Raw genomic sequence first — 18,788 nt, forward strand, 5'->3', positions numbered from 1 at the left:
TCGCTAACCATGAAATCCGAACGCCCGGTATTTGCGCGGCAGACATCGGTCCGTTTAATGGTGCCGATGGATTTCCGTCCCAATAATCCATTTGGAATCAGGTGGCGATTTCGCCAATGTGTCCTTGGGGCTTCCTGGCGAACGGGCTCCAGTCGTGCGAGGTGAAGTTTGGGTGCGGAATTTCTGCTTGGCGTGAACTTTGCCATTGCTTCGCTGCTGGCGGCGGCATTCCTGACCATCGCCCTATATGATGACCAGCGCCTGTCCGCGCGCTGGTTCGCGCTTGGTTATTGTCTCGGCGCGATCTTTTTCGGCATTGAGCTGTTCACGCCGCTGGCACATGGCGGCCTGATGTCCGAAAGTCTGGGCTATGTGGCGTTCCTGGCAGCGCTCGTAGCGTTCAATACGGGCGTTTCTCGGTTCTACGACGTGCGCCAGCCCGTCAGGTTCATAGCTATCGTGCTCGTCGCCGGGATCGTCGCCAAGCTCATGAGCGATACGATGCCACGCGAATCCTTCCTGCGCATGATGATCTATCAGGCACCCTATTTCGTCTTGCAGGCGATGGGCATGATGCTGATCCTGCGCTCGGCCTATCGGCACCGTCTCGATACGGTGCTGGCCGGTCTTCTCGGCCTCACGGCGTTGCATTATCTGGCAAAGCCCTTCATTGCGCTTGCGACGGGCGGCCCCGGCGCGACGCCAGCCGACTACACCTCGACCCTTTATGCCGTGATCGGCCAGACGGCGGCCGCGATCCTTGCCGTTGCGGTCGCGCTCATCCTGCTGGTCATTCTGGTGCGCAACCTTTTATCCGAACTGACCGAGAAATCGGAAACCGACATGCTTTCCGCCGCGCTCAACCGTCGCGGTTTCGAACGGCAACTCGATCTTGCCGGCAAGGGCAAGGGCCAGCCGCTCTCGCTCGTGCTTGCCGATCTCGATCATTTCAAATCCGTCAACGACACTTATGGCCACGCCGTTGGGGACGTGGTGATCACGGCCTTCGCGAGAACGCTGCGAGACGCCACGAAGGACGCCCATTTCGTCGGGCGGATCGGCGGCGAGGAATTTGCCGTGCTCTTGCCCGGCTATACGGTTTCTGCCGCGCGCATCTTTGCCGAGGATGTGCGGCTGCGCATGCAAAAGCTGCAGATCGAGGGGCTGGAGGACGGCGCGCGCGTGACGGCGAGCTTCGGCGTTGCCGAAAGGGCGCATGCGGAGCCGGCGATCAGCCTCCACAAGCGGGCGGATGCAGCGCTTTATGCGGCCAAGAATGCGGGCCGCGACTGCGTGCGCGCCGCGCTTCCGCTGACGGTGGCCGGCGGTGCGACGCCCGTCAGCGCATCGCGAGCGGGCCGGTCGTCGTAACGAGCTTGTATTCGGCCATCTCCTGCGGCGATAGATAGTAGAGCGCGCGCGGCGGCGTATCGAGCGCGTGCAGCCACATGGCCGGCTCGACGCCCATCTCGGCCAGATAGCGCGAAATCCGCGCCGCCGTGACTTGCGCATCCGACATCGCCTGTTCGGGCGCGGGAAGATTCGCGGTTCCCGAATAGAACTGGTGAAGCCCGACGGCTGCCTTCTCACCTACCGTGCGTGTCGTGCCGCCTGCCAGCACGAGCGGGCAGGACGAGGCGCACAGCGCGCCGTCCGGGACCAGCGTGCCCAGATCGCGCTCACGGATCATGCGCGCCATCGCCATAGCATCTTCCAGCGAGCCGCCGGGCGAATCGAGCGCTACCGTGCGCACGTATTCGCCGCGCGCATCGAGTTCGGCCGCAAGGCGTGTGGACGAACCGACATCGATGGACCCGGTGGCGGCGAGGACACCGCCGGGACGCAATTCGAAGCGGATCGCATCCTTCAGCGCCGCTTCGTTGGTCTCGACGTTTTCGCGCGGGTCCTGAGAGCCGGAGGCCGAGCCGTCCGTCTCCACCGCCGGCGGCAGGATCGGCTGCGAGATTTGAACCGCCGGGTCGCTGGAAGGCCACAGTCCACCCGTCTCGTTGCGCAGGTTGTTGAGGTCGAGCGCCAGAACGCAGACGGTGCCGGCCAGCATCGCGCCGAAGGCGAAGCGCATGATGTTGCCGTCGTCGACACGATCGACGAACGCGGCGAAGCCGGACTTCTTCTCGGGGATGCTGGCGTTTGTGGTCATGGCTCGAACCGCTTGCGTTCGTTGACGGACAGGGGCGTGACGTTTTCGGCGGCCGGCTGGTGAGCGGGCGGCGGGGACGTTTCGGGTGCGTCCTGCGCCGGGGCCGGCTCTTCGGGCGCGGCAGGTTCGGCTTCGCGCAGACGCTGGGCGCGGGCTTTGACGAGTGCGTCCTGCAGCTCGATCGCGCGCATCATGTCGGCGGCCGTGACGCGGTCGGCATCGCCGATGTTTTCCTCGTCGCGGCGCACGGCGGCGTGGGCCACGGCCAGCATGGCGACGAGCACGCCTGGAAGCAGATCGATCGAGATCGCGCCGGCCCAGCTCGGCAGGAAGCTCGACGCATAGAGAATGACCGCCTCGGCCGATGAGAGCGGGACGAAGCGCCGCTCTTCGACGCGGGGCTGCGCCATGATCTCGGCGGCGGCGTTCGACAGTGCCTGCGACTGCGCATCGACGGATGCGCGGATGGTGCCCATCACCTCATTCTGGCGGCCGGCGAGATCGGCGGTGCCGCCGGCCGCGACCGGCGCGATGAAGCCGGCCGACAAATCCTGCGCGGCGCGGGCGACGGAGGGGGCGATCGAGGTTTGCTGCAGAGCCGCGATCACGCCGGCGAGCGCCACGCTTTCTTCGGCGAAGGAATCGGAGCGTGGCTGGATGGGACCGGCGCCCGAGACGAGGCCGCGCATAGTCGCCAGATGCTGCTGGCCTTCCTCGAAAAGCTGCTGCACCGTGCCGCGCGAAGCGGTGATGGTGGCTTCCAGCTCGCGCATCTGCGCCGACATCTGGGTCAGAAGCTGGACGACGGTGCCCGAGCCGGAGGTGCCGGTGAGCGCGCCGGACTGGCGCTCGTCATCGGCAAGGCGGGCAAAGCGTTCACCCGCGCGCTGGATGTCCGGCAGGAGCGACAGTGCCGCGATGGCGTTGGAATTCGCCTGATCGAGATCGGCCGTGTAGCCTTCCTGGGTGACCGCCAGATGCTGCTCGACGGCCGCAGAACCGGCGAGCGCCGCCGCGTTCAGCCAGGACGACATGGCGATGATCATCAGTGAGCCAGCGGCCATGACGCCGAACAATGCGAGGCGCGAGCCGGCATCGCGCATCTCCGGCAGGATACGGGCGAGATAGGTCCAGAACCCGTAGATGCCGACCGAGACGGCGACCGAATAGATGATGGCTGCGAAGAAGACGAGCGTCGCGTCTCCGTCGAGCAGGTTGCGCACGCCGAGATAGGTATAGACGCCGCTTGCCAGCGCCAGCGTGGCGAGGACGAAACGCGTCATCGTCTGCAAGGACGCGACGTGATTGCGGATGTTGCGGGCAGTGGTGTGGTTAGCCATTTCTTAACCTCTTGCTTCGCAAAGGCAAAACAAAGGTGTCGAAAAGTGGACGCGCTCTCTTGAAGCACGCGTTCGCGCGGTCACGAATATGTGTGGCCTTTACCTGCAAAGCACATCGGCCGGGGTGGGGACGACGCCTTCCGGCAGTCCGTACATGTAGCTGCGCCCATGGACCAGAACCGCGCCGAATTCGCAGTCGCGGCCGCGGGTAAGGTGCAGGCGCTGCCCGCCATGATACGCGACGCGCGGCGCGTCCTTCTCATAATATCCCGACGCCGCCTCGCCCGCGCCGACGACGATGCGCTTGTAGCCGGCGGGCGAATAGATCACGAGATTGCCGAAACTGTCGGCATGGACGCGGTCCCGGTGGAGGCCGCCGGCGAAAGCGGATGGAATGGCCGAAGCGGCGAGGGCGAGCGATAGGGCAATGGCGGCTGGCTTCATCACGCGGGCTCCCAGAATCAAGACCGGCGCGGATCGCCGGGTAGTGTTAAGGCAAGTTAACGCTTTCTTAACGCTTGTCACCCGAAACGCCGTGTTTGGCGGCCGAGGTTTTAACAAACATGGTTAACGCGCAGCAGCCGGACACTGTCATGCCAGACGCTGGAAATCGCCTGAACGCTTAATCGATTGAAGCGCGACGGATCGAAATAAGGGGCGAAAAGCAGGCCAAATCAGCGCTTTCCGGCTTTGACGCAATGCAAAAACCGCATTAGAAAGCGCCAACACTTCACGTCGCAGTCCGGCGACGGCATGACGCATCCAGTCGAGTGCCGCCGTCGAACGGGGGAGCCATGAGCAAGACCACAGCCACCCGTGCGAGACCTCTGTCTCCGCATCTTCAAGTCTACACGTTTATCCCGACCATGATGATGTCGATCATCCATCGCATCACCGGCGTCGGGCTCTATTTCGGTACGGTCCTCGTCGCGATCTGGCTTCTGGCGGCTTCCGGTTCGCCGGAAAGCTTCGCGCGCGTTCAGGCCATCTACGGGTCGTGGTTCGGGCTGTTCGTGCTCTTCGGCTATACTTGGGTGCTGATCCATCATCTCATCGGCGGCGTGCGCCATTTCGTCATGGATTCCGGTAGCGACCTCGCGCTCGGCAAAGAGCAATCAACGAAGGCCGCAATCGCCATGCCGTTCATTTCGGCCGGCATCACGATCCTGATCTGGATCGTCGCCCTTCTTTCGCGGGGAGCCTGAGCGATGGCGAGCATGCGTACACCTCTTCGCCGCGTTCGCGGCCTCGGTTCGGCCAAGGAAGGCACGGACCATTTCTGGAAGCAGCGCCTGACGGCGCTCGCCAATGTGCCGCTGGTGCTGTTCGCGCTCGGCCTGATCGTTTCGCTCGCCGGACAGCCCCATGAGGTCGTCCGCTCGACGCTGGCCAATCCCTTCGTGGCGCTGGTGCTGATCCTCTTCCTCGTGTCGGTCCTGACCCATATGAAGCTCGGCATGCAGGTCGTCATCGAGGATTACGTGCATGGCGAGGGCGCGAAAATTCTGCTCATCGCGCTCAACATCTTCTTCACCTTCGCCGTGGGCGCCGCATCGGTGTTCGCGCTGTTGAAAATCGCATTCGGGGGCTGAGGCGTGGCTGAGAGCGAAACCAGAAACAATGCTTCGCGACCCGCGCGCGACGGCTACACCTATGTCGATCACTCCTATGACGTCGTCGTCGTGGGGGCCGGCGGCGCGGGCCTTCGCGCAACGCTCGGCATGGCCGAACAGGGGCTGAAGACGGCCTGCATCACCAAGGTCTTCCCGACGCGCTCGCACACGGTCGCGGCGCAGGGCGGCATCGCCGCCTCGCTGAAGAACATGGGTCCGGATTCGTGGCAGTGGCACCTTTACGACACCGTCAAGGGCTCCGACTGGCTCGGCGACGTCGACGCGATGGAGTATCTGGCGCGTGAGGCACCTGCCGCCGTCTACGAACTCGAGCATTACGGCGTGCCGTTCTCGCGTACCGAAGAGGGCAAGATCTACCAGCGTCCCTTCGGCGGTCACATGCAGAATTTCGGCGACGGCCCGCCCGTGCAGCGCACCTGCGCGGCCGCCGACCGCACCGGCCACGCGATCCTGCACACGCTCTACGGCCAGTCGGTTCGCAACAACGCGCAGTTCTTCATCGAATATTTCGCGCTCGACCTGATCATGACGGACGGTGTGTGTACCGGCGTCGTCGCCTGGAACCTCGACGACGGCACGATCCATCGCTTCGCCGCCAAGATGGTGGTGCTGGCGACGGGCGGCTATGGCCGCGCCTACCAATCGGCCACTTCGGCCCACACCTGCACCGGCGACGGCGGCGGCATGGTCGCCCGCGCCGGCCTGCCCTTGCAGGACATGGAGTTCGTCCAGTTCCACCCGACCGGCATTTATGGCGCGGGCTGCCTCATCACCGAGGGCGCGCGCGGCGAGGGCGGGTATCTGGTCAATTCCGAGGGCGAGCGCTTCATGGAGCGCTATGCGCCTTCGGCGAAGGATCTGGCCTCGCGCGACGTCGTCTCGCGCTGCATGACCATGGAAATCCGCGAGGGGCGCGGCGTCGGCAAGGAGAAGGACCATATCTTCCTTCACCTCGACCATCTCGATCCGGCCGTGCTGCACGAGCGCCTTCCGGGGATTTCCGAAAGCGCCAAGATCTTCGCCGGCGTCGACGTGACGCGCGAGCCGATCCCGGTCCTGCCGACCGTTCACTACAATATGGGCGGCATCCCGACGAATTACTGGGGCGAAGTGCTGAACCCGACCGCCGAAAAGCCGGACGCCGTCGCGCCGGGCCTGATGGCTGTCGGCGAGGCCGGTTGCGCCTCGGTCCACGGGGCGAACCGTCTCGGCTCCAACTCGCTGATCGATCTCGTTGTGTTCGGCCGCGCGGCCGCCATCCGCGCCGGTCAGGTGATCGACAGGGATTCCAAGGTTCCGGCAATCAATGTCGAAGCCTGCGACAAGATCATGGAGCGCTTTGACCGTATCCGTCATGCCGACGGTTCGACGCCGACCGCGAAGATCCGCGGCCGCATGCAGCGGGCCATGCAGGAAGACGCCGCCGTCTTCCGCACGCAGGAATCGCTCGAACAGGGCTGCCGGCGCATTTCGAAAATCTGGGACGAGATGGCCGATCTCAAGGTCCACGACCGCTCGATGATCTGGAACTCCGATCTGGTCGAGACGCTGGAACTGGAGAACCTGATGGCGAACGCCATCACCACGGTGTATTCGGCCGAGGCGCGCAAGGAAAGCCGCGGCGCGCACGCCCGCGAGGATTTCGCCGATCGCGATGACGCCAACTGGCGCAAGCACACGCTGTCGTGGGTGGACGAGGCGGGCAAGGTTCGGCTCGACTATCGCGGCGTTCACACCGAGACGATGCTGCCGCTCGATCAGGGCGGCATCGACCCGGCCAAGATCGCGCCGAAGAAGCGCGTTTACTGAGTATATGATAATGTCCGGGGCGAAAGGATATCGCCATGAACATGATTGGGCACAACAGACGTTCAAGGGGATCCATGTACGCGATCACGTTTGATCTCGACACGCAAATACTGGAACAGAGCTATGGCAACGCATCTTGGCGCAATGCGTACGCCGACATTCGCAATGCGTTGCGGGGGCACGGATTCGATTGGCAGCAGGGAAGCGTCTATTTCGGCAATGACGCTGTCAACGCCGTGAGTTGCGTTCTCGCTGTTCAGGATTTGACGCGTCGCTTCGGCTGGTTCCGACCTTCGGTGCGCGACATGCGCATGCTGCGGATCGAGGAAAACAACGATCTCGGTCCTGCGATCGAACAGGCAGTAAACGGATAAGACATGGTCGAAATCACGCTTCCCAAGAATTCGCGGATCAATGAGGGCAAGACCTGGCCGAAGCCGGAAGGCGCGACCAATCTGCGCGAATACAAGATCTATCGCTGGTCGCCGGACGACGACGAGAACCCACGCACCGACACCTATTATGTCGACATGGACGATTGCGGGCCGATGATCCTCGACGGCCTGTTGTGGATCAAGGACAATGTCGATCCGACGCTGACGCTGCGCCGCTCCTGCCGCGAGGGCATCTGCGGCTCGTGCGCCATGAACATCGACGGCACCAATACGCTCGCCTGCACCAAGGGCGCGGACGAGATTTCGGGAGCCGTGAAGGTCTATCCGCTGCCGCATATGCCGGTGGTGAAGGACCTCGTGCCCGATTTGACCGTGCCCTATGCGCAATTGTCGTCGATCCAGCCCTGGCTGCAGACCGTGTCGCCGGAACCGGCGAAGGAGTGGACGCAGAGCCACGAGGACCGGGCCAAGCTCGACGGGCTTTACGAGTGCATCCTGTGCTTTTGCTGCCAGACCTCGTGCCCGAGCTACTGGTGGAACGGCGAGCGCTATCTCGGCCCGGCCGTTCTCTTGCAGGCTTATCGCTGGCTGATCGACAGCCGTGACGAGGCGACGGGCGAGCGGCTCGACAATCTGGAAGACCCGTTCCGGCTCTATCGCTGCCATACGATCATGAACTGCACGCAGGCGTGTCCGAAGGGCCTGAACCCGGCCAAGGCGATCGCCGAGATCAAGAAGATGATGGTGGAGCGGCGGGTCTGATCCTGCCGGAATCGCCATGGCGTTGACGGGCGCGGCAGCCGAACATTTCGAACGGCAGGCCGACGCCTGCGACCGGCTCGGTTCGCCCTTCACCGCCCGCCTTTGCCGGCTGCTCGCGGCAATCCTCGACGACACGAGCGAAACCGGCCGCCGGATTATCGGCTGGCCGGACGATCCGCGCGGCGATGCACTCGCGCTGCGCCTGTGCGGCGGGCTGCACCGGCTCGCCTTGTCGGGGGCTGAACCGCTTGCGGCAGTCTATCCGCCTGAACCAGCCGGTGACGACGATCTGGAGCGCGCGCTGCGTGCTGCGCTCCTTCGGCATGATGGCGTTCTTCGTGCGGCGCTCGATCGTCCGCCGCAAACCAACGAGATCGCGCGTTCCGCGATGCTCCTGCCGGGCTTTCTTGCCGTCGCGCGCGAGACGGGACTTGCGCTTCAGCTTGCCGAGATCGGCTCCAGCGCCGGCCTGAACCTTCTGCTCGACCGTTTTTCCTATCGTTACGGCGATGCGGCATGGGGCGAACCGAACGCGCCGGTGCGACTTGTACCGGAGGTTCGCGGAAACCGGCCGCCGCTTGCCGGCGAACTTGCGGTGACGGGCCGCGAGGGGTGCGATATCGCACCGATCGATGTCGCCTCGCCTGACGACCGTCAAGTGTTGCGCTCCTATGTCTGGCCCGATCAGCCGGCGCGACTGGAACGCCTCGACGGTGCGCTCGCGCTCGCTGCCGAAACGCATTTCTCGCTGGTGCGCGCGGATGCCGCCGCGTTCGTCGGCCGGAAACTCGACGCGCGGTCGCACGGTGCCTGTCTGGTGCTGTTTCATTCGATCATGTGGCAATATATGCCGCAGGGAACGCGGGACGCGATCGTCGCCGCGTTGGCTGAAGCAGGAGCACGGACGCACAAGGGCGCGCCGCTGGCGTGGCTGCGCATGGAACCGCGCGACATGGCCGATCCCTTCGCGACGCTGTCTCTCACGCTGTGGCCCGGCGGTGAGACCAGGCATCTTGCCCATTGCGATTATCATGGCCGTTGGATCGATTGGCTCGCGTAGCTCGCGGCGTCATCCCGAAGCCTTGATTTGAAACTCCCGCTGCCGGCGCTACGTTGCTGCCATGTCTTCCCGGAGGTCGATCGATGATCCGCGCGCTGCTTGTGACCCTCTTTCTCGCTTTCGCCGCCCTTCCGGCGTCGGCGCAGCAGACCCAGACGGCGATCTTCGCCGGCGGGTGCTTCTGGTGCGTGGAATCGGATTTCGACAAGGTCGGCGGCGTGATATCGACCATTTCCGGCTATATTGGCGGGCAGAATGAAAATCCCACCTACGAAAACCATCCGGGCCATCGCGAGGCGGTCGAGATCGCATTCGATCCGGCGCGGGTTTCGTATGAGCAGTTGCTGGCGATCTTCTTCCGGTCGGTCGATCCGACCGACGGCGAGGGCCAGTTCTGCGACCGGGGCCATGCCTATACGACCGCCGTCTATGCGCTCGACGATGCGCAACTGGCGGCCGCCGAGGCGGCGAAGGCGGATGCTTCGAAGACGCTCGGCGGCGCGCGACTGGCGACCGAAATCGTCGCCGCGCCGCGCTTCTGGCCGGCCGAGGAGTATCATCAGGATTTCTACAAGAAGAACCCGCTGCGCTACCGCTACTATCGTTACGCGTGTGGGCGTGACGACAGGGTGTTACAGGTCTGGGGCGCTGCCGCCCATTACGGCATCGACCACGACAGTTGACGGGCAAGTCCGGCCGGCGCCGCGTTTTTGCGATCTCCCGGCCGGCTCCCCTCGGAACGATCGTCAGGCGGCGGAGAGGCGTTCTTCGGCGAGCGCCTGCGCGACCGTGTCGGTCGGCAAGCCTGCTGCTTCGGCGCGCGCGAAGATGTCCGCGAGCGTGGCGGGGATCGTTTCGACCAGCCGCATCGCCCGCGCGTGGTCGTAGCCGCCGGGTAGAAGTTCGCTAGCAACGTTGATCAGGCCGCCGGAGTTGATGACGTAGTCCGGCGCGTAAAGGATGCCGCGTTCGCGCAGGCGTTCGGCGTCGGCTTCCTCGGCGAGCTGGTTGTTGGCCGCGCCCGCGATCACTTTGGCCTTGATCGTGCCGATCATGCCTTGATGGATGATGCCGCCGAGCGCGCACGGTGCGAACACGTCGGCATCGGCCAGCGCGATGGCGTCGGAGCCCATCATTTCGGCACTGAAATCCGCGCGTGCTGTTTCGACGCGCGCGGCATCGATGTCGGCGACGACGAGTTTCGCGCCGGCCTCGTGCAGTTCCTCGCACAAGCGGCGGCCGACCGACCCGAGGCCCTGGACGGCGACGCGCAGGCCGGCAAGGTCGGCGCGGCCGAAGCGGTGGGCGACGGACGCCTTCAAGCCGAGGAACACGCCATGGGCGGTGACGGGCGAGGGGTTCTCGCTGCCGCCCAGCGTCGTGCCGGTGACGTTCGGCGTGCGGGCACGCAGGAAGTCGGCATCGGCGAGCGTCAGGCCCACATCCTCGCCGGTGTAATAGTCACCGTCGAGGACGCTCAGCATCTCGGCATAGGCTTCGAGCAGTTCCGGCGTCTTCTCCGTCTTCGCGTTGGCCATGATGACGGCCTTGCCGCCGCCGAAGGGCATGCCTGCGATGGCGGATTTGTAGGTCATGCCGCGAGACAGGCGAAGGGCGTCGGTGATCGCGGCTTCGAGGCTTTCGTGCTTCCACACGCGCGTGCCGCCGAGCGCGGGGCCGAGGCGGGTGTCGTGGATGGCGACGATCGCGATCAGACCACGGGTCTCGTCGCGGCCGAGCACGACCCGCTCATGGCCTTCGAAGCCGGCAAGATGGCTGGCGTCCTCGGTGATGTCGGTGATTTCAAGCGTGGTGCGTAGAGCCTGCGCGGCAGGCTTCAATGCGTGCAACATGGCGTTTCCTCCCGTCCGTTGCGTTTGCAACAATATAGGATGGTCGGGCCGATCTTTGGTTGCGAAGACGCAAGGAAACGGGTCATTCCCTTGCGTCAAAATTCACGTCGGCGTCAGGAAATTTCCCGGCGGACGGATCAGGCCAGTTTGGCGTCGAGCGAGACCTTGATCGCTCCGAGCGCCTTGGAGACCGGACAGCCTTCCTTCGCCTTGGTGGCCAGTTCCTTGAATTTCGCCTCATCGATTCCGGGCACGTTGCCGGTCAATTGAAGGGCGCTCTCGGTGATCTCGAAGCCGCCGCCGGCCGCCGGACCGTAGGTGACGAACGCCTTTGCTTCCAGCTTTTCGGCCGGGGTGCCGTTCTCGGCAAGGAAATGCGAAAGCTGCATGGCGAAGCAGCCGGCATGCGCGGCGGCGATCAATTCTTCCGGATTGGTGCCGGACTTGCCGCTTTCATCCTCAAAACGCCCCTTGAAGGAATAGGGCTGCTTGGCAAAAGCGCCGCTTTGCGTGTCCAGCGTTCCGTTGCCGTCCTTGAGCGCGCCCTGCCAGATCGCCGTTGCATGTCTGTTCATGTCGTTCTCCTTGGGTTGAAGTCCGAGCATGAAGGTAGTGTGCGGTGGCCGACCTTCCACCCCTATTGGCAAACGTCGATCCATTCGGCGTCGGTCAGCGCGACGAGCCTTGCGGTGGGAAGGCGCACGGCGGCATTGGTCGCGCCCGCCGCCGGAACGACTTCATCGAATTTCTTCAGCGATACGTCGCAATAGATCGGCAGGGAGGCCGGCAGGCCGAACGGGCAGACGCCGCCGACCGGATGCGAGGTGACTTCGACCACGTCCTCGGCCGGCAGCATGCGCGCCTTGCCGCCGAAGCGATCCTTGAACTTGCGGTTGTCGAGACGGGCGAGGCCGGACGCCACGATCAACATCGTCTCGTCGCCGACGCGCAGGCAGATCGTCTTTGCGATCTGGTCGGGTTCCACGCCATGCGCCTCGGCCGCCAGCGCGACGGTGGCGGAGCTTTGTTCGGTTTCGATGATGGAAATGTCAGGTGCGTTCTCGGCAAGGAACGCGCGCACGGATTCAAGGCTCATGGGACATCCGAGATGAGGATCAGATGGCTTCGCCGCGCAAAAGGCGGGGCGAAGTCGGGGAAAGGCCGGATGCCTGACGGATGAAGAACTCCTTCAGGCGCGGCATGCGCTCGACGAGGCCGAGGCCGATGTCGCGGACCGCACGGACCGGGGCCACGTCGTTGGAAAAGAGCCGGTTGAGCACATCGGTCGTCACGCCCATCTGCACCGTGTCGAAACGGCGCCAGCGCTCGTAGCGCTCGAGGATGTCGAGCGTGCCGATGTCCTGGCCGAGGCGGTCGGCATCGACGATGGTCTCGGCCAGCGCGGCGGCGTCCTTGAAGCCGAGATTGAGGCCCTGGCCGGCGATCGGATGGATGCCGTGGGCCGCATCGCCGACGAGGGCGAAGCGTGGCTTGACGAAATCGCGCGCCAGCGTCAGGCCGAGCGGCCATGCGCGGGGTTTGCCCTCGACGCGGATTTCGCCGAGCTGGAGTCCGAAACGCTGCTCCAGCTCGTGCTCGAAGACGATGATGTCGGAGGCGACGAGGCGGTCGGCGTCGCGCGTGCGCTCCGTCCAGACGATCGAGGAGCGGTTGTTGCCGTCGGCGTCGGGTGCGAGCGGCAGTGTGGCGAAGGGGCCGGCGGGCAGGAAATGCTCCTCGGCGCGGCCATTATGCGGGCGTTCGTGATGGACCGTGCAGACGATGCCGGACTGGCCGTAATCCCAGTGAACCGTCTTGATGCCGGCCATGTCGCGCAGGCGCGATTTAACGCCGTCGGCGGCGACCAGAAGCTTCGCTTCGACGGATGAGCCATCGGCGAAGGTGACGCGCGTTGCGGCCGACAATTGCTCGAAGCCGGTGACGCCCAGCCCTTCGCGGATTTCGACGCCGAGTTCATCCGCCTTGCGGCGCAGCGCGCCGTTCAGATCCTTGTTCGCGACCATGTGGGCGAAGGCTTCGCCGGGACCGACTTCGCCATCGAAGGTCAGAAAGACGGGTCGCACCGGATCGGAGGTGCGCGAATCCGTTACGACCATCTCCGTCATCGCCTGTGCGCCGGGCGCAATCTCGGCCCAGCAGCCGAGCTGGTCGAGCATGCGCGTTGCCGCCGCCGCGATGGCCGATGCGCGCGTGTCGCGCTGCCAGATGCCCTCGGGCGCGGCATCGACGACGAGCACCGACAGGTTCGTCCGCGCCGCCTTGATCGAAACGGCGGTGGCGAGCCCGACATAGCCTGCGCCGGCGATCACGATATCGAAGGCGTCATTCGTGGTTTGTGCCATCTGGCGGCCTTTCACGCATTCTTGACTTGGCGGCCCGTTCCTGATGAACCCGGACCTTGATCGAATGTCGGCATTTGCCGGGGGATTTCAACATGACGACGGCAATGCACGAGCTTTTGTCCATACTCGACCTCGAACAGCTCGAACACAACCTTTATCGAGGTCGCAGCCCGCAGGCTGGCTGGCAGCGCGTTTTCGGCGGGCAGGTGATCGGGCAGGCGCTGGTCGCCGCGCAGCGCACGGTCGTCGCCGACCGCTTCGTGCATTCACTGCATTGCTATTTCATGCGGCCGGGCGATCCGTCCGTGCCGATCATCTACGAGGTCGACCGCATCCGCGACGGCGGCTCGTTCACCACGCGGCGCGTGGTTGCGATCCAGCATGGCCATGCGATCTTCTCGCTGGAGGCGTCGTTTCAGGTCGAGGAAGCGGGGCTCGAGCACCAGATCGACAATACGCTCGAAGTGCCGAAGCCGGAGACGCTGAAGTCGCAGACCGAGCTTCTGGAGATGATGGGCGACAACGTGCCCGAAGCGATCCGCAAGTTCTGGGCGCGCGAGCGGCCGCTGGAAATCAAGCCGGTGATGCTTGAGCATTACACGACCCGCAAGAAGCTCGCGCCGCAGCAGCATGTGTGGGTGCGCACGACCGGCGAGGTGCCGGACGAGCGCCCGCTACAAGCGGCGATCCTCGCCTATCTGTCGGACATGACGCTGCTCGACACGGCGACCTTCGCGCATGGCCGCAACGGGTTTGACCCGGAAATCCAGATGGCGAGCCTGGACCACGCGATGTGGTTCCACAGACCCCATAAGCTCGATGACTGGCTTCTATACACGATGGACAGTCCCAATTCGATCGGCGCACGCGGATTGTCGCGCGGATTTCTTTACGGCCGTGATGGCCAGTTGATCGCATCGGTCGCTCAGGAAGGTCTGATCCGCTTGAAGTCGAAGCCCAAAAAATAGGCAATTACTGTTCGCTTGGAAAATAGAGCAAAACATTTAGGCAATGACGGTCGAACTCTTGACCGCCATTGCCTTTTTTATGCCGCGTTTGCTGCCTGAACGCGAACTGGCACGCCACTTGATTCACCCCAGACGATCGCCTGCGAGCAACGGCCGCGGCGGTTGTCACGCAGCAGCGGGATTCCGCGCAGGGGAAAGGGCGAAAACCTATGAAAATCGTGATGGCTATCATCAAGCCGTTCAAGCTGGACGAGGTGCGCGAAGCGCTCACCGCCGTCGGCATCCAGGGACTGACCGTCACCGAGGTGAAGGGCTACGGACGCCAGAAGGGGCATACCGAAATCTATCGCGGCGCCGAATACGCCGTGTCCTTCCTGCCGAAGATCAAGGTCGAGATCGCGGTCGGTGCGGAGCTCGTCGACAAGGCGGTCGAAGCGATCGCATCGGCTGCCAAGACCGGCCAGATCGGCGACGGAAAGATCTTCGTCTACGGCATCGATCAGGCACTGCGCATCCGCACCGGCGAAACCGACACGGACGCGCTCTAGGCCGCCCTTCTCAGGAGACAGGAAATGAAGACCATGAATTTTTCCGCATTCGTCCGCCCGGCGCTGGGGGCGCTGGCGCTGACCGCGTTCGCCGCGCTGCCGGCCGGCGCGCAGGAAGCCGCCGAAGGTGCCACTGAAGCCGTCGCCGGCGAAGCCAGCCAGCACACGCAGTTCATCCTCAATTCGCTGATCATGCTGATCGGCGGCATCCTCGTGTTCTGGATGGCGGCGGGCTTCGCGATGCTCGAAGCCGGCTTCGTGCGCACCAAGAACGTGTCGATGCAACTCCTGAAGAACATCACTATGTATTCGGTGGCGTGCTTCGCCTATTACATCATCGGCTACCAGATCATGTATCCGGGTGACGGCTGGATGATCGACGGCGTCCTGGGCGCGATCGGCATCGCCGTTCTCGAACCCGTCGCGGTCGGCCCCGACGCTGTCGACCTGACCTATGCGACCGTCTCGTCCGACTTCTTCTTCCAGATCATGTTCTGCGCCACCGCCGCCTCGATCGTCTCGGGCACGGTCGCGGAGCGCATCAAGCTTTGGCCCTTCCTGCTGTTCGTGTTCGTCCTGACCGCGCTGATCTACCCGATCCAGGCTTCCTGGAAATGGGGTGGCGGTTTCCTCGACCAGATGGGCTTCCTCGACTTCGCGGGCTCGACGGTCGTTCACTCGGTCGGCGGCTGGGCCGCGCTCACCGGCGCTCTCATCCTCGGCGCGCGCAAGGGCAAGTACAATGCCGACGGCACGGTCAACGTGCTGCCGGGCTCCAACATGCCGCTCGAGGTGCTGGGCATGTTCATCCTGTGGATGGGCTGGTACGGCTTCAACGGCGCCTCGCAGCTTGCGATCGGAACCGTTGCCGATATCGCCGATGTCGGCCGCGTGATGGCGAACACGAATGCCGGCGCCATCGGCGGCGCACTTGCAGCGGCGATCCTCGCACAGGTGCTCTACAAGAAGGTCGACCTCACCTTCGTCATCAACGGCGCGCTGGCCGGTCTCGTTTCCGTCACGGCCGAGCCGCTGACGCCGGGCCTCGGCACAGCTTCGCTGATCGGTGCCGTCGGCGGCGTCATCGTCGTGTTCTCGGTGCCGCTCCTCGACAAGTTCAAGATCGACGACGTCGTGGGCGCGATCCCGGTTCACCTGTTCGCGGGCATCTGGGGAACGCTCGCCGTGGTGTTCACCAACCCGGATGCTGCCTTGTGGCCGCAGCTCGTCGCGATCTTCGTCGTCGGCGTGTTCGTGATCGTCGCCAGCGCCGTCACCTGGCTGATCGCCAAGGCCGTGTTCGGCCTGCGTCCGACCGAGGAAGCGGAATATCTCGGCCTCGACAAGGCCGAGGTCGGCGTCGAGGCATATCCGGAATTCCCGGGCGCCACGATCCGCTGATATACACATCCCGTCGCAGTGCCCGGCAGTCGGGCGCTGCACCTTGAGGCCCGGTTCTGCCGGGCCTCTTTTTTCCTTTCGCCCATCTGCAGGAGTATTCCATGAAGCCGACCCTCGCCGCCCTGACGCTCGCCGCAGCGCTCGCAGCCCATTCGCCCGCTCTCGCGCAGACGGCCCAGCCGGTCGACGAGGCCGCCCGTATCGCCGTGATTTCGGCATTCGAGCCGGAGTGGATCGCGCTTCAGGAGATGATCGAGGGCCGCGAGGACCACCTCATCAGCGGCACGACGTTCGTGACCGGCACGATGGAGGGCAAGCCGATCCTCCTGTTCCTGTCAGGTGTCTCCATGGTCAATGCAGCCATGACAACGCAGATCGCGCTCGACCGCTTCAACGTCGACCGCATCGTGTTTTCCGGTATCGCCGGCGGTGTCGATCCCGACCTTGCCATCGGCGATGTCGTCGTCTCCGAACAGTGGTCGCAATATCTGGAAGCGATCTTCGCCCGCGAGACGGAAGACGGTTTCGTCATCCCGTCCTTCATGCAGACCGACGTACCGGGCTACGGCATGATCTTCCCGCGCGAAGTGGGCATTGCGCGCGGTGCGGACGGCATCGAAAAGCGGCTCTGGTTTCCGGTCGACGGGGAGATGCTGGACGTTGCCCGCGCCGTCGCCGCCGAGTTGACGCTGGAAGATTGCGCCGGCGAAACCTGCCTGACACGGGCGCCGTCGATCGTCGTCGGCGGCAACGGCGTGTCGGGGCAGGCCTTCGTCGACAATGCCGATTTCCGCGAATATGTGTTCGAAACCTTCGACGCCAAGGTGCTGGACATGGAAAGCGCGGCGGTCGCGCATGTGGCCTATGCCAACGACGTGCCCTTCATCGCCTTCCGCTCGCTTTCCGACCTTGCCGGTGGCGGTGAAGGCGAGAACGAGATGGGCACCTTCATGCAGATCGCGTCCGACAATTCGGCCGCAGTCGTCCAGGCATTCATCGCCGCGCTGCCGCGATAGCATCCGCTTGCCGCCCATCTGCCGCGATGCGCGTCAGATGGGCGGCGAATTCGGGGTCCTCGCCGATCAGCAGATCGGGCAGGAGATCACGGAAATCGTCGCGTCCGCACCATTCGCGCATCAAATCTTCCCAGCTTTTCCAGTAGCGGCGCTGGCGCGCATTCATGCGTCCGCTGAACGTCAGCACATAGGTACGCTCGAAGAACGAGACGAGCACCGAATAGATCGCCCGCACGCGCTCGGCCTGCTCGGGGGAAAGGTCCGGCGTGCGCCTGGAACTCAGAAGCCTCAGATCGGGATGTTCGAGGGCGAGCTTGAGAAAGTCGGTGTAGCCGTCGGCCAAAGTCTGCTGGATTTCCGCTTCCTCGTTCTGCCGTTCCTTGCGCTGCTCCATCGTGAAGATGAAAATGGCGACCGGCAGGCCGATGACCGTGACGACGTAGCTCAGGAGTTCCCAGGTCTGGATGGATGTCAGCATCGTTTCGCGGCTCGCCTTTGTGGCGCCACGATAGGGTCAGGACATCCCAATTGCCATCGGTATGAATTCGGGTAGGCACGGTCTGCGTCGAAAGTTAGTCTGCATCCCCATTCGACACGGCAAAAAGGGGAGCGGGATGAGAACGATCGGGCTGATGATCGCCGGCATTCATGACGGGATCCTCTACGATTTGAGTGTCGATGCCACCGGAAAGAGCCTGGCCGATTGCGGACTGTAAACGCTGGATGACCCGTTTTCCGACGATAAGCCTTGCCATACTGGTTGCATTATTCGTGGCGCTACAGGTCTCCGGGCATATCTCGCGAACCTATTGTGGTGCGTTCGGCTTTGGCGGGTTCGGATGTTCAGACCCGTTTGTCGGTTGGGGCGATTTCATGTTTGCGACCACTATCGGTCTGATGCTCGCCAATGTGGTCCAGGCGATCATTGCAACGGGGTTTCTGGTACGCTGGTATTTTAGACTGAAACGCTCACGCCGAAAAAAATGATGCTCTGCAAAGGGTGACCGACTTACTTGCTACTTCACGCGCTACAACCGCAACGTGGTCAGGATGATTAGATGAGACCTTCGACACGCATATTCCTGCTCGCCGCCTTCCTGATCGTCACGCTGGCAGGTGGCGCGGCCTATCTGGTTTCGGTCGGCAGTTCCGAAGAATTCGTCCGGCGCGTACTGACCGTATTCGGCGGCGCGATCGGAGCGATTGGAGGCGCGCTCCTGTTTCTCGGTGTGTTCCTTCGCCTGAAGGGGCGTTGACTACATCGCCTCTATCCGCTCGATCGCCAGCAGCCCGAGCAGGATCGACAATAGAACGAGAATGACGATCGATGGCCACCATGGCCACCGTCTCGAATGTGGCCATATCGGTGCCGAGGCGATAGCGAGCGCGCCGATCAGCGCAATCAGAACGAGAGCCATTCCGTCAGACTATCCATTCGCAACGTCATGGAAAACAAGGCGCGTCGAAAAAAATGTAGT

Annotated in this window: 23 protein-coding genes; 14 read left to right on the forward strand and 9 right to left on the reverse strand. The window is 63.8% G+C overall.

The window, feature by feature from the left end; all coding sequences use genetic code 11:
• Positions 1–192: 192 nt before the first annotated feature.
• Positions 193–1,371 carry a GGDEF domain-containing protein gene (locus GTW25_RS10195; protein WP_252911984.1) on the forward strand — a complete coding sequence of 393 codons (1,179 nt, stop codon included), beginning with the start codon at positions 193–195 and terminating at the stop codon, positions 1,369–1,371.
• Here GTW25_RS10195 and GTW25_RS10200 read toward each other — a convergent pair.
• From GTW25_RS10200 to GTW25_RS10210, 3 genes are all read right to left on the reverse strand, one after another.
• Positions 1,340–2,161, reverse strand: coding sequence for a COG3904 family protein (locus GTW25_RS10200; RefSeq protein ID WP_252911985.1), 822 nt, complete (start codon positions 2,159–2,161; stop codon positions 1,340–1,342). The two genes, GTW25_RS10195 and GTW25_RS10200, sit on opposite strands and share 32 nt — an antisense overlap.
• A complete protein-coding gene (locus GTW25_RS10205) occupies positions 2,158–3,501 on the reverse strand; it encodes a hypothetical protein (protein ID WP_252911986.1) in 1,344 nt (447 codons plus the stop codon). The genes GTW25_RS10200 and GTW25_RS10205 overlap by 4 nt, the downstream gene beginning before the upstream one ends.
• 99 nt (positions 3,502–3,600) lie before the next feature.
• Complete coding sequence (locus GTW25_RS10210) at positions 3,601–3,945, reverse strand: hypothetical protein (protein ID WP_252911987.1); 345 nt, start codon at positions 3,943–3,945, stop codon at positions 3,601–3,603.
• A gap of 350 nt (positions 3,946–4,295) precedes the next feature.
• Between GTW25_RS10210 and sdhC the strand changes: the two genes are divergently transcribed.
• The 7 genes from sdhC to msrA all read left to right on the forward strand — a co-directional run bounded on the left by sdhC (position 4,296) and on the right by msrA (position 9,844).
• Positions 4,296–4,706, forward strand: coding sequence for a succinate dehydrogenase, cytochrome b556 subunit (gene sdhC, locus GTW25_RS10215; RefSeq protein ID WP_252911988.1), 411 nt, complete (start codon positions 4,296–4,298; stop codon positions 4,704–4,706).
• Positions 4,707–4,709: 3 nt separating this feature from the next.
• The gene (gene sdhD / locus GTW25_RS10220; protein ID WP_252911989.1) at positions 4,710–5,093 is read left to right on the forward strand and encodes a succinate dehydrogenase, hydrophobic membrane anchor protein; all 384 of its coding nucleotides are present in this window, start codon (positions 4,710–4,712) and stop codon (positions 5,091–5,093) included.
• 3 nt (positions 5,094–5,096) lie between these two features.
• Positions 5,097–6,944 carry a succinate dehydrogenase flavoprotein subunit gene (sdhA, locus tag GTW25_RS10225; protein WP_252911990.1) on the forward strand — a complete coding sequence of 616 codons (1,848 nt, stop codon included), beginning with the start codon at positions 5,097–5,099 and terminating at the stop codon, positions 6,942–6,944.
• 35 nt (positions 6,945–6,979) lie between these two features.
• Complete coding sequence (locus GTW25_RS10230) at positions 6,980–7,318, forward strand: virulence factor (protein ID WP_252911991.1); 339 nt, start codon at positions 6,980–6,982, stop codon at positions 7,316–7,318.
• A 3-nt stretch (positions 7,319–7,321) separates the two neighbouring features.
• Positions 7,322–8,101 carry a succinate dehydrogenase iron-sulfur subunit gene (locus tag GTW25_RS10235; RefSeq protein ID WP_252911992.1) on the forward strand — a complete coding sequence of 260 codons (780 nt, stop codon included), beginning with the start codon at positions 7,322–7,324 and terminating at the stop codon, positions 8,099–8,101.
• Between the two features lie 16 nt (positions 8,102–8,117).
• Positions 8,118–9,161: a DUF2332 domain-containing protein gene (locus GTW25_RS10240; protein ID WP_252911993.1), complete on the forward strand. Its 1,044-nt coding sequence runs from the start codon at positions 8,118–8,120 to the stop codon at positions 9,159–9,161.
• Between the two features lie 83 nt (positions 9,162–9,244).
• Positions 9,245–9,844 (forward strand): peptide-methionine (S)-S-oxide reductase MsrA, encoded by a 600-nt coding sequence (gene msrA, locus GTW25_RS10245; RefSeq protein WP_252911994.1) that lies wholly within the window; start codon positions 9,245–9,247, stop codon positions 9,842–9,844.
• Positions 9,845–9,907: 63 nt separating this feature from the next.
• Here the strand turns inward: msrA and GTW25_RS10250 are convergent, their stop codons facing one another.
• The 4 genes from GTW25_RS10250 to GTW25_RS10265 form a co-directional block, all read right to left on the reverse strand.
• Positions 9,908–11,014, reverse strand: a complete 1,107-nt coding sequence (locus GTW25_RS10250; RefSeq protein ID WP_252911995.1) for a Leu/Phe/Val dehydrogenase — start codon at positions 11,012–11,014, stop codon at positions 9,908–9,910.
• A gap of 137 nt (positions 11,015–11,151) precedes the next feature.
• Positions 11,152–11,589, reverse strand: a complete 438-nt coding sequence (locus tag GTW25_RS10255) for an OsmC family protein (RefSeq protein ID WP_252911996.1) — start codon at positions 11,587–11,589, stop codon at positions 11,152–11,154.
• Between the two features lie 62 nt (positions 11,590–11,651).
• Positions 11,652–12,110, reverse strand: a complete 459-nt coding sequence (locus GTW25_RS10260) for a YbaK/EbsC family protein (protein ID WP_252911997.1) — start codon at positions 12,108–12,110, stop codon at positions 11,652–11,654.
• A gap of 19 nt (positions 12,111–12,129) precedes the next feature.
• Complete coding sequence (locus tag GTW25_RS10265) at positions 12,130–13,377, reverse strand: ubiquinone biosynthesis hydroxylase (RefSeq protein WP_252911998.1); 1,248 nt, start codon at positions 13,375–13,377, stop codon at positions 12,130–12,132.
• Positions 13,378–13,469: 92 nt separating this feature from the next.
• Here GTW25_RS10265 and tesB point away from each other — a divergent pair, with 92 nt between their 5' ends.
• The 4 genes from tesB to GTW25_RS10285 all read left to right on the forward strand — a co-directional run bounded on the left by tesB (position 13,470) and on the right by GTW25_RS10285 (position 17,310).
• Positions 13,470–14,345 carry an acyl-CoA thioesterase II gene (tesB, locus tag GTW25_RS10270; protein WP_252911999.1) on the forward strand — a complete coding sequence of 292 codons (876 nt, stop codon included), beginning with the start codon at positions 13,470–13,472 and terminating at the stop codon, positions 14,343–14,345.
• A gap of 209 nt (positions 14,346–14,554) precedes the next feature.
• Positions 14,555–14,893 (forward strand): P-II family nitrogen regulator, encoded by a 339-nt coding sequence (locus GTW25_RS10275; RefSeq protein WP_252912000.1) that lies wholly within the window; start codon positions 14,555–14,557, stop codon positions 14,891–14,893.
• Between the two features lie 33 nt (positions 14,894–14,926).
• Entirely contained in the window at positions 14,927–16,294 is a 1,368-nt protein-coding gene (gene amtB / locus GTW25_RS10280) for an ammonium transporter AmtB (RefSeq protein WP_252912063.1), read from the forward strand.
• Between the two features lie 101 nt (positions 16,295–16,395).
• The gene (locus tag GTW25_RS10285) at positions 16,396–17,310 is read left to right on the forward strand and encodes a 5'-methylthioadenosine/S-adenosylhomocysteine nucleosidase (RefSeq protein ID WP_252912001.1); all 915 of its coding nucleotides are present in this window, start codon (positions 16,396–16,398) and stop codon (positions 17,308–17,310) included.
• Here GTW25_RS10285 and GTW25_RS10290 read toward each other — a convergent pair.
• Entirely contained in the window at positions 17,288–17,788 is a 501-nt protein-coding gene (locus GTW25_RS10290; protein WP_252912002.1) for a hypothetical protein, read from the reverse strand. The genes GTW25_RS10285 and GTW25_RS10290 overlap by 23 nt on opposite strands.
• A gap of 245 nt (positions 17,789–18,033) precedes the next feature.
• On the opposite strand from GTW25_RS10290, the gene GTW25_RS10295 reads away from it, so the two are divergent.
• Both GTW25_RS10295 and GTW25_RS10300 read left to right on the forward strand, forming a co-directional pair.
• Positions 18,034–18,297 carry a hypothetical protein gene (locus tag GTW25_RS10295; protein ID WP_252912003.1) on the forward strand — a complete coding sequence of 88 codons (264 nt, stop codon included), beginning with the start codon at positions 18,034–18,036 and terminating at the stop codon, positions 18,295–18,297.
• 71 nt (positions 18,298–18,368) lie between these two features.
• A complete protein-coding gene (locus tag GTW25_RS10300) occupies positions 18,369–18,566 on the forward strand; it encodes a hypothetical protein (RefSeq protein ID WP_252912004.1) in 198 nt (65 codons plus the stop codon).
• On the opposite strand, the gene GTW25_RS10305 is transcribed toward GTW25_RS10300, so the two are convergent.
• On the reverse strand, positions 18,567–18,728 hold the full coding sequence (locus tag GTW25_RS10305; protein WP_252912005.1) for a DUF3309 family protein: 162 nt from the start codon (positions 18,726–18,728) through the stop codon (positions 18,567–18,569).
• Positions 18,729–18,788 lie beyond the last annotated feature (60 nt).

The sequence above is a fragment of the Aliihoeflea aestuarii genome (genome assembly GCF_024105665.1).
Classification (GTDB): Bacteria; Pseudomonadota; Alphaproteobacteria; order Rhizobiales; family Rhizobiaceae; genus Aliihoeflea; species Aliihoeflea aestuarii.

Coding starts and splice junctions, on each gene's coding strand:
- GTW25_RS10200 (WP_252911985.1), bottom strand. CDS start 2,161: ATGACCACAAACGCCAGCATCCCCGAGAAGAAGTCCGGCTTCGCCGCG.
- GTW25_RS10205 (WP_252911986.1), bottom strand. CDS start 3,501: ATGGCTAACCACACCACTGCCCGCAACATCCGCAATCACGTCGCGTCC.
- GTW25_RS10210 (WP_252911987.1), bottom strand. CDS start 3,945: ATGAAGCCAGCCGCCATTGCCCTATCGCTCGCCCTCGCCGCTTCGGCC.
- sdhC (WP_252911988.1), top strand. CDS start 4,296: ATGAGCAAGACCACAGCCACCCGTGCGAGACCTCTGTCTCCGCATCTT.
- sdhD (WP_252911989.1), top strand. CDS start 4,710: ATGGCGAGCATGCGTACACCTCTTCGCCGCGTTCGCGGCCTCGGTTCG.
- GTW25_RS10230 (WP_252911991.1), top strand. CDS start 6,980: ATGAACATGATTGGGCACAACAGACGTTCAAGGGGATCCATGTACGCG.
- GTW25_RS10235 (WP_252911992.1), top strand. CDS start 7,322: ATGGTCGAAATCACGCTTCCCAAGAATTCGCGGATCAATGAGGGCAAG.
- GTW25_RS10240 (WP_252911993.1), top strand. CDS start 8,118: ATGGCGTTGACGGGCGCGGCAGCCGAACATTTCGAACGGCAGGCCGAC.
- msrA (WP_252911994.1), top strand. CDS start 9,245: ATGATCCGCGCGCTGCTTGTGACCCTCTTTCTCGCTTTCGCCGCCCTT.
- GTW25_RS10250 (WP_252911995.1), bottom strand. CDS start 11,014: ATGTTGCACGCATTGAAGCCTGCCGCGCAGGCTCTACGCACCACGCTT.
- GTW25_RS10255 (WP_252911996.1), bottom strand. CDS start 11,589: ATGAACAGACATGCAACGGCGATCTGGCAGGGCGCGCTCAAGGACGGC.
- GTW25_RS10260 (WP_252911997.1), bottom strand. CDS start 12,110: ATGAGCCTTGAATCCGTGCGCGCGTTCCTTGCCGAGAACGCACCTGAC.
- GTW25_RS10265 (WP_252911998.1), bottom strand. CDS start 13,377: ATGGCACAAACCACGAATGACGCCTTCGATATCGTGATCGCCGGCGCA.
- tesB (WP_252911999.1), top strand. CDS start 13,470: ATGACGACGGCAATGCACGAGCTTTTGTCCATACTCGACCTCGAACAG.
- GTW25_RS10275 (WP_252912000.1), top strand. CDS start 14,555: ATGAAAATCGTGATGGCTATCATCAAGCCGTTCAAGCTGGACGAGGTG.
- amtB (WP_252912063.1), top strand. CDS start 14,927: ATGAATTTTTCCGCATTCGTCCGCCCGGCGCTGGGGGCGCTGGCGCTG.
- GTW25_RS10285 (WP_252912001.1), top strand. CDS start 16,396: ATGAAGCCGACCCTCGCCGCCCTGACGCTCGCCGCAGCGCTCGCAGCC.
- GTW25_RS10290 (WP_252912002.1), bottom strand. CDS start 17,788: ATGCTGACATCCATCCAGACCTGGGAACTCCTGAGCTACGTCGTCACG.
- GTW25_RS10295 (WP_252912003.1), top strand. CDS start 18,034: ATGACCCGTTTTCCGACGATAAGCCTTGCCATACTGGTTGCATTATTC.
- GTW25_RS10300 (WP_252912004.1), top strand. CDS start 18,369: ATGAGACCTTCGACACGCATATTCCTGCTCGCCGCCTTCCTGATCGTC.
- GTW25_RS10305 (WP_252912005.1), bottom strand. CDS start 18,728: ATGGCTCTCGTTCTGATTGCGCTGATCGGCGCGCTCGCTATCGCCTCG.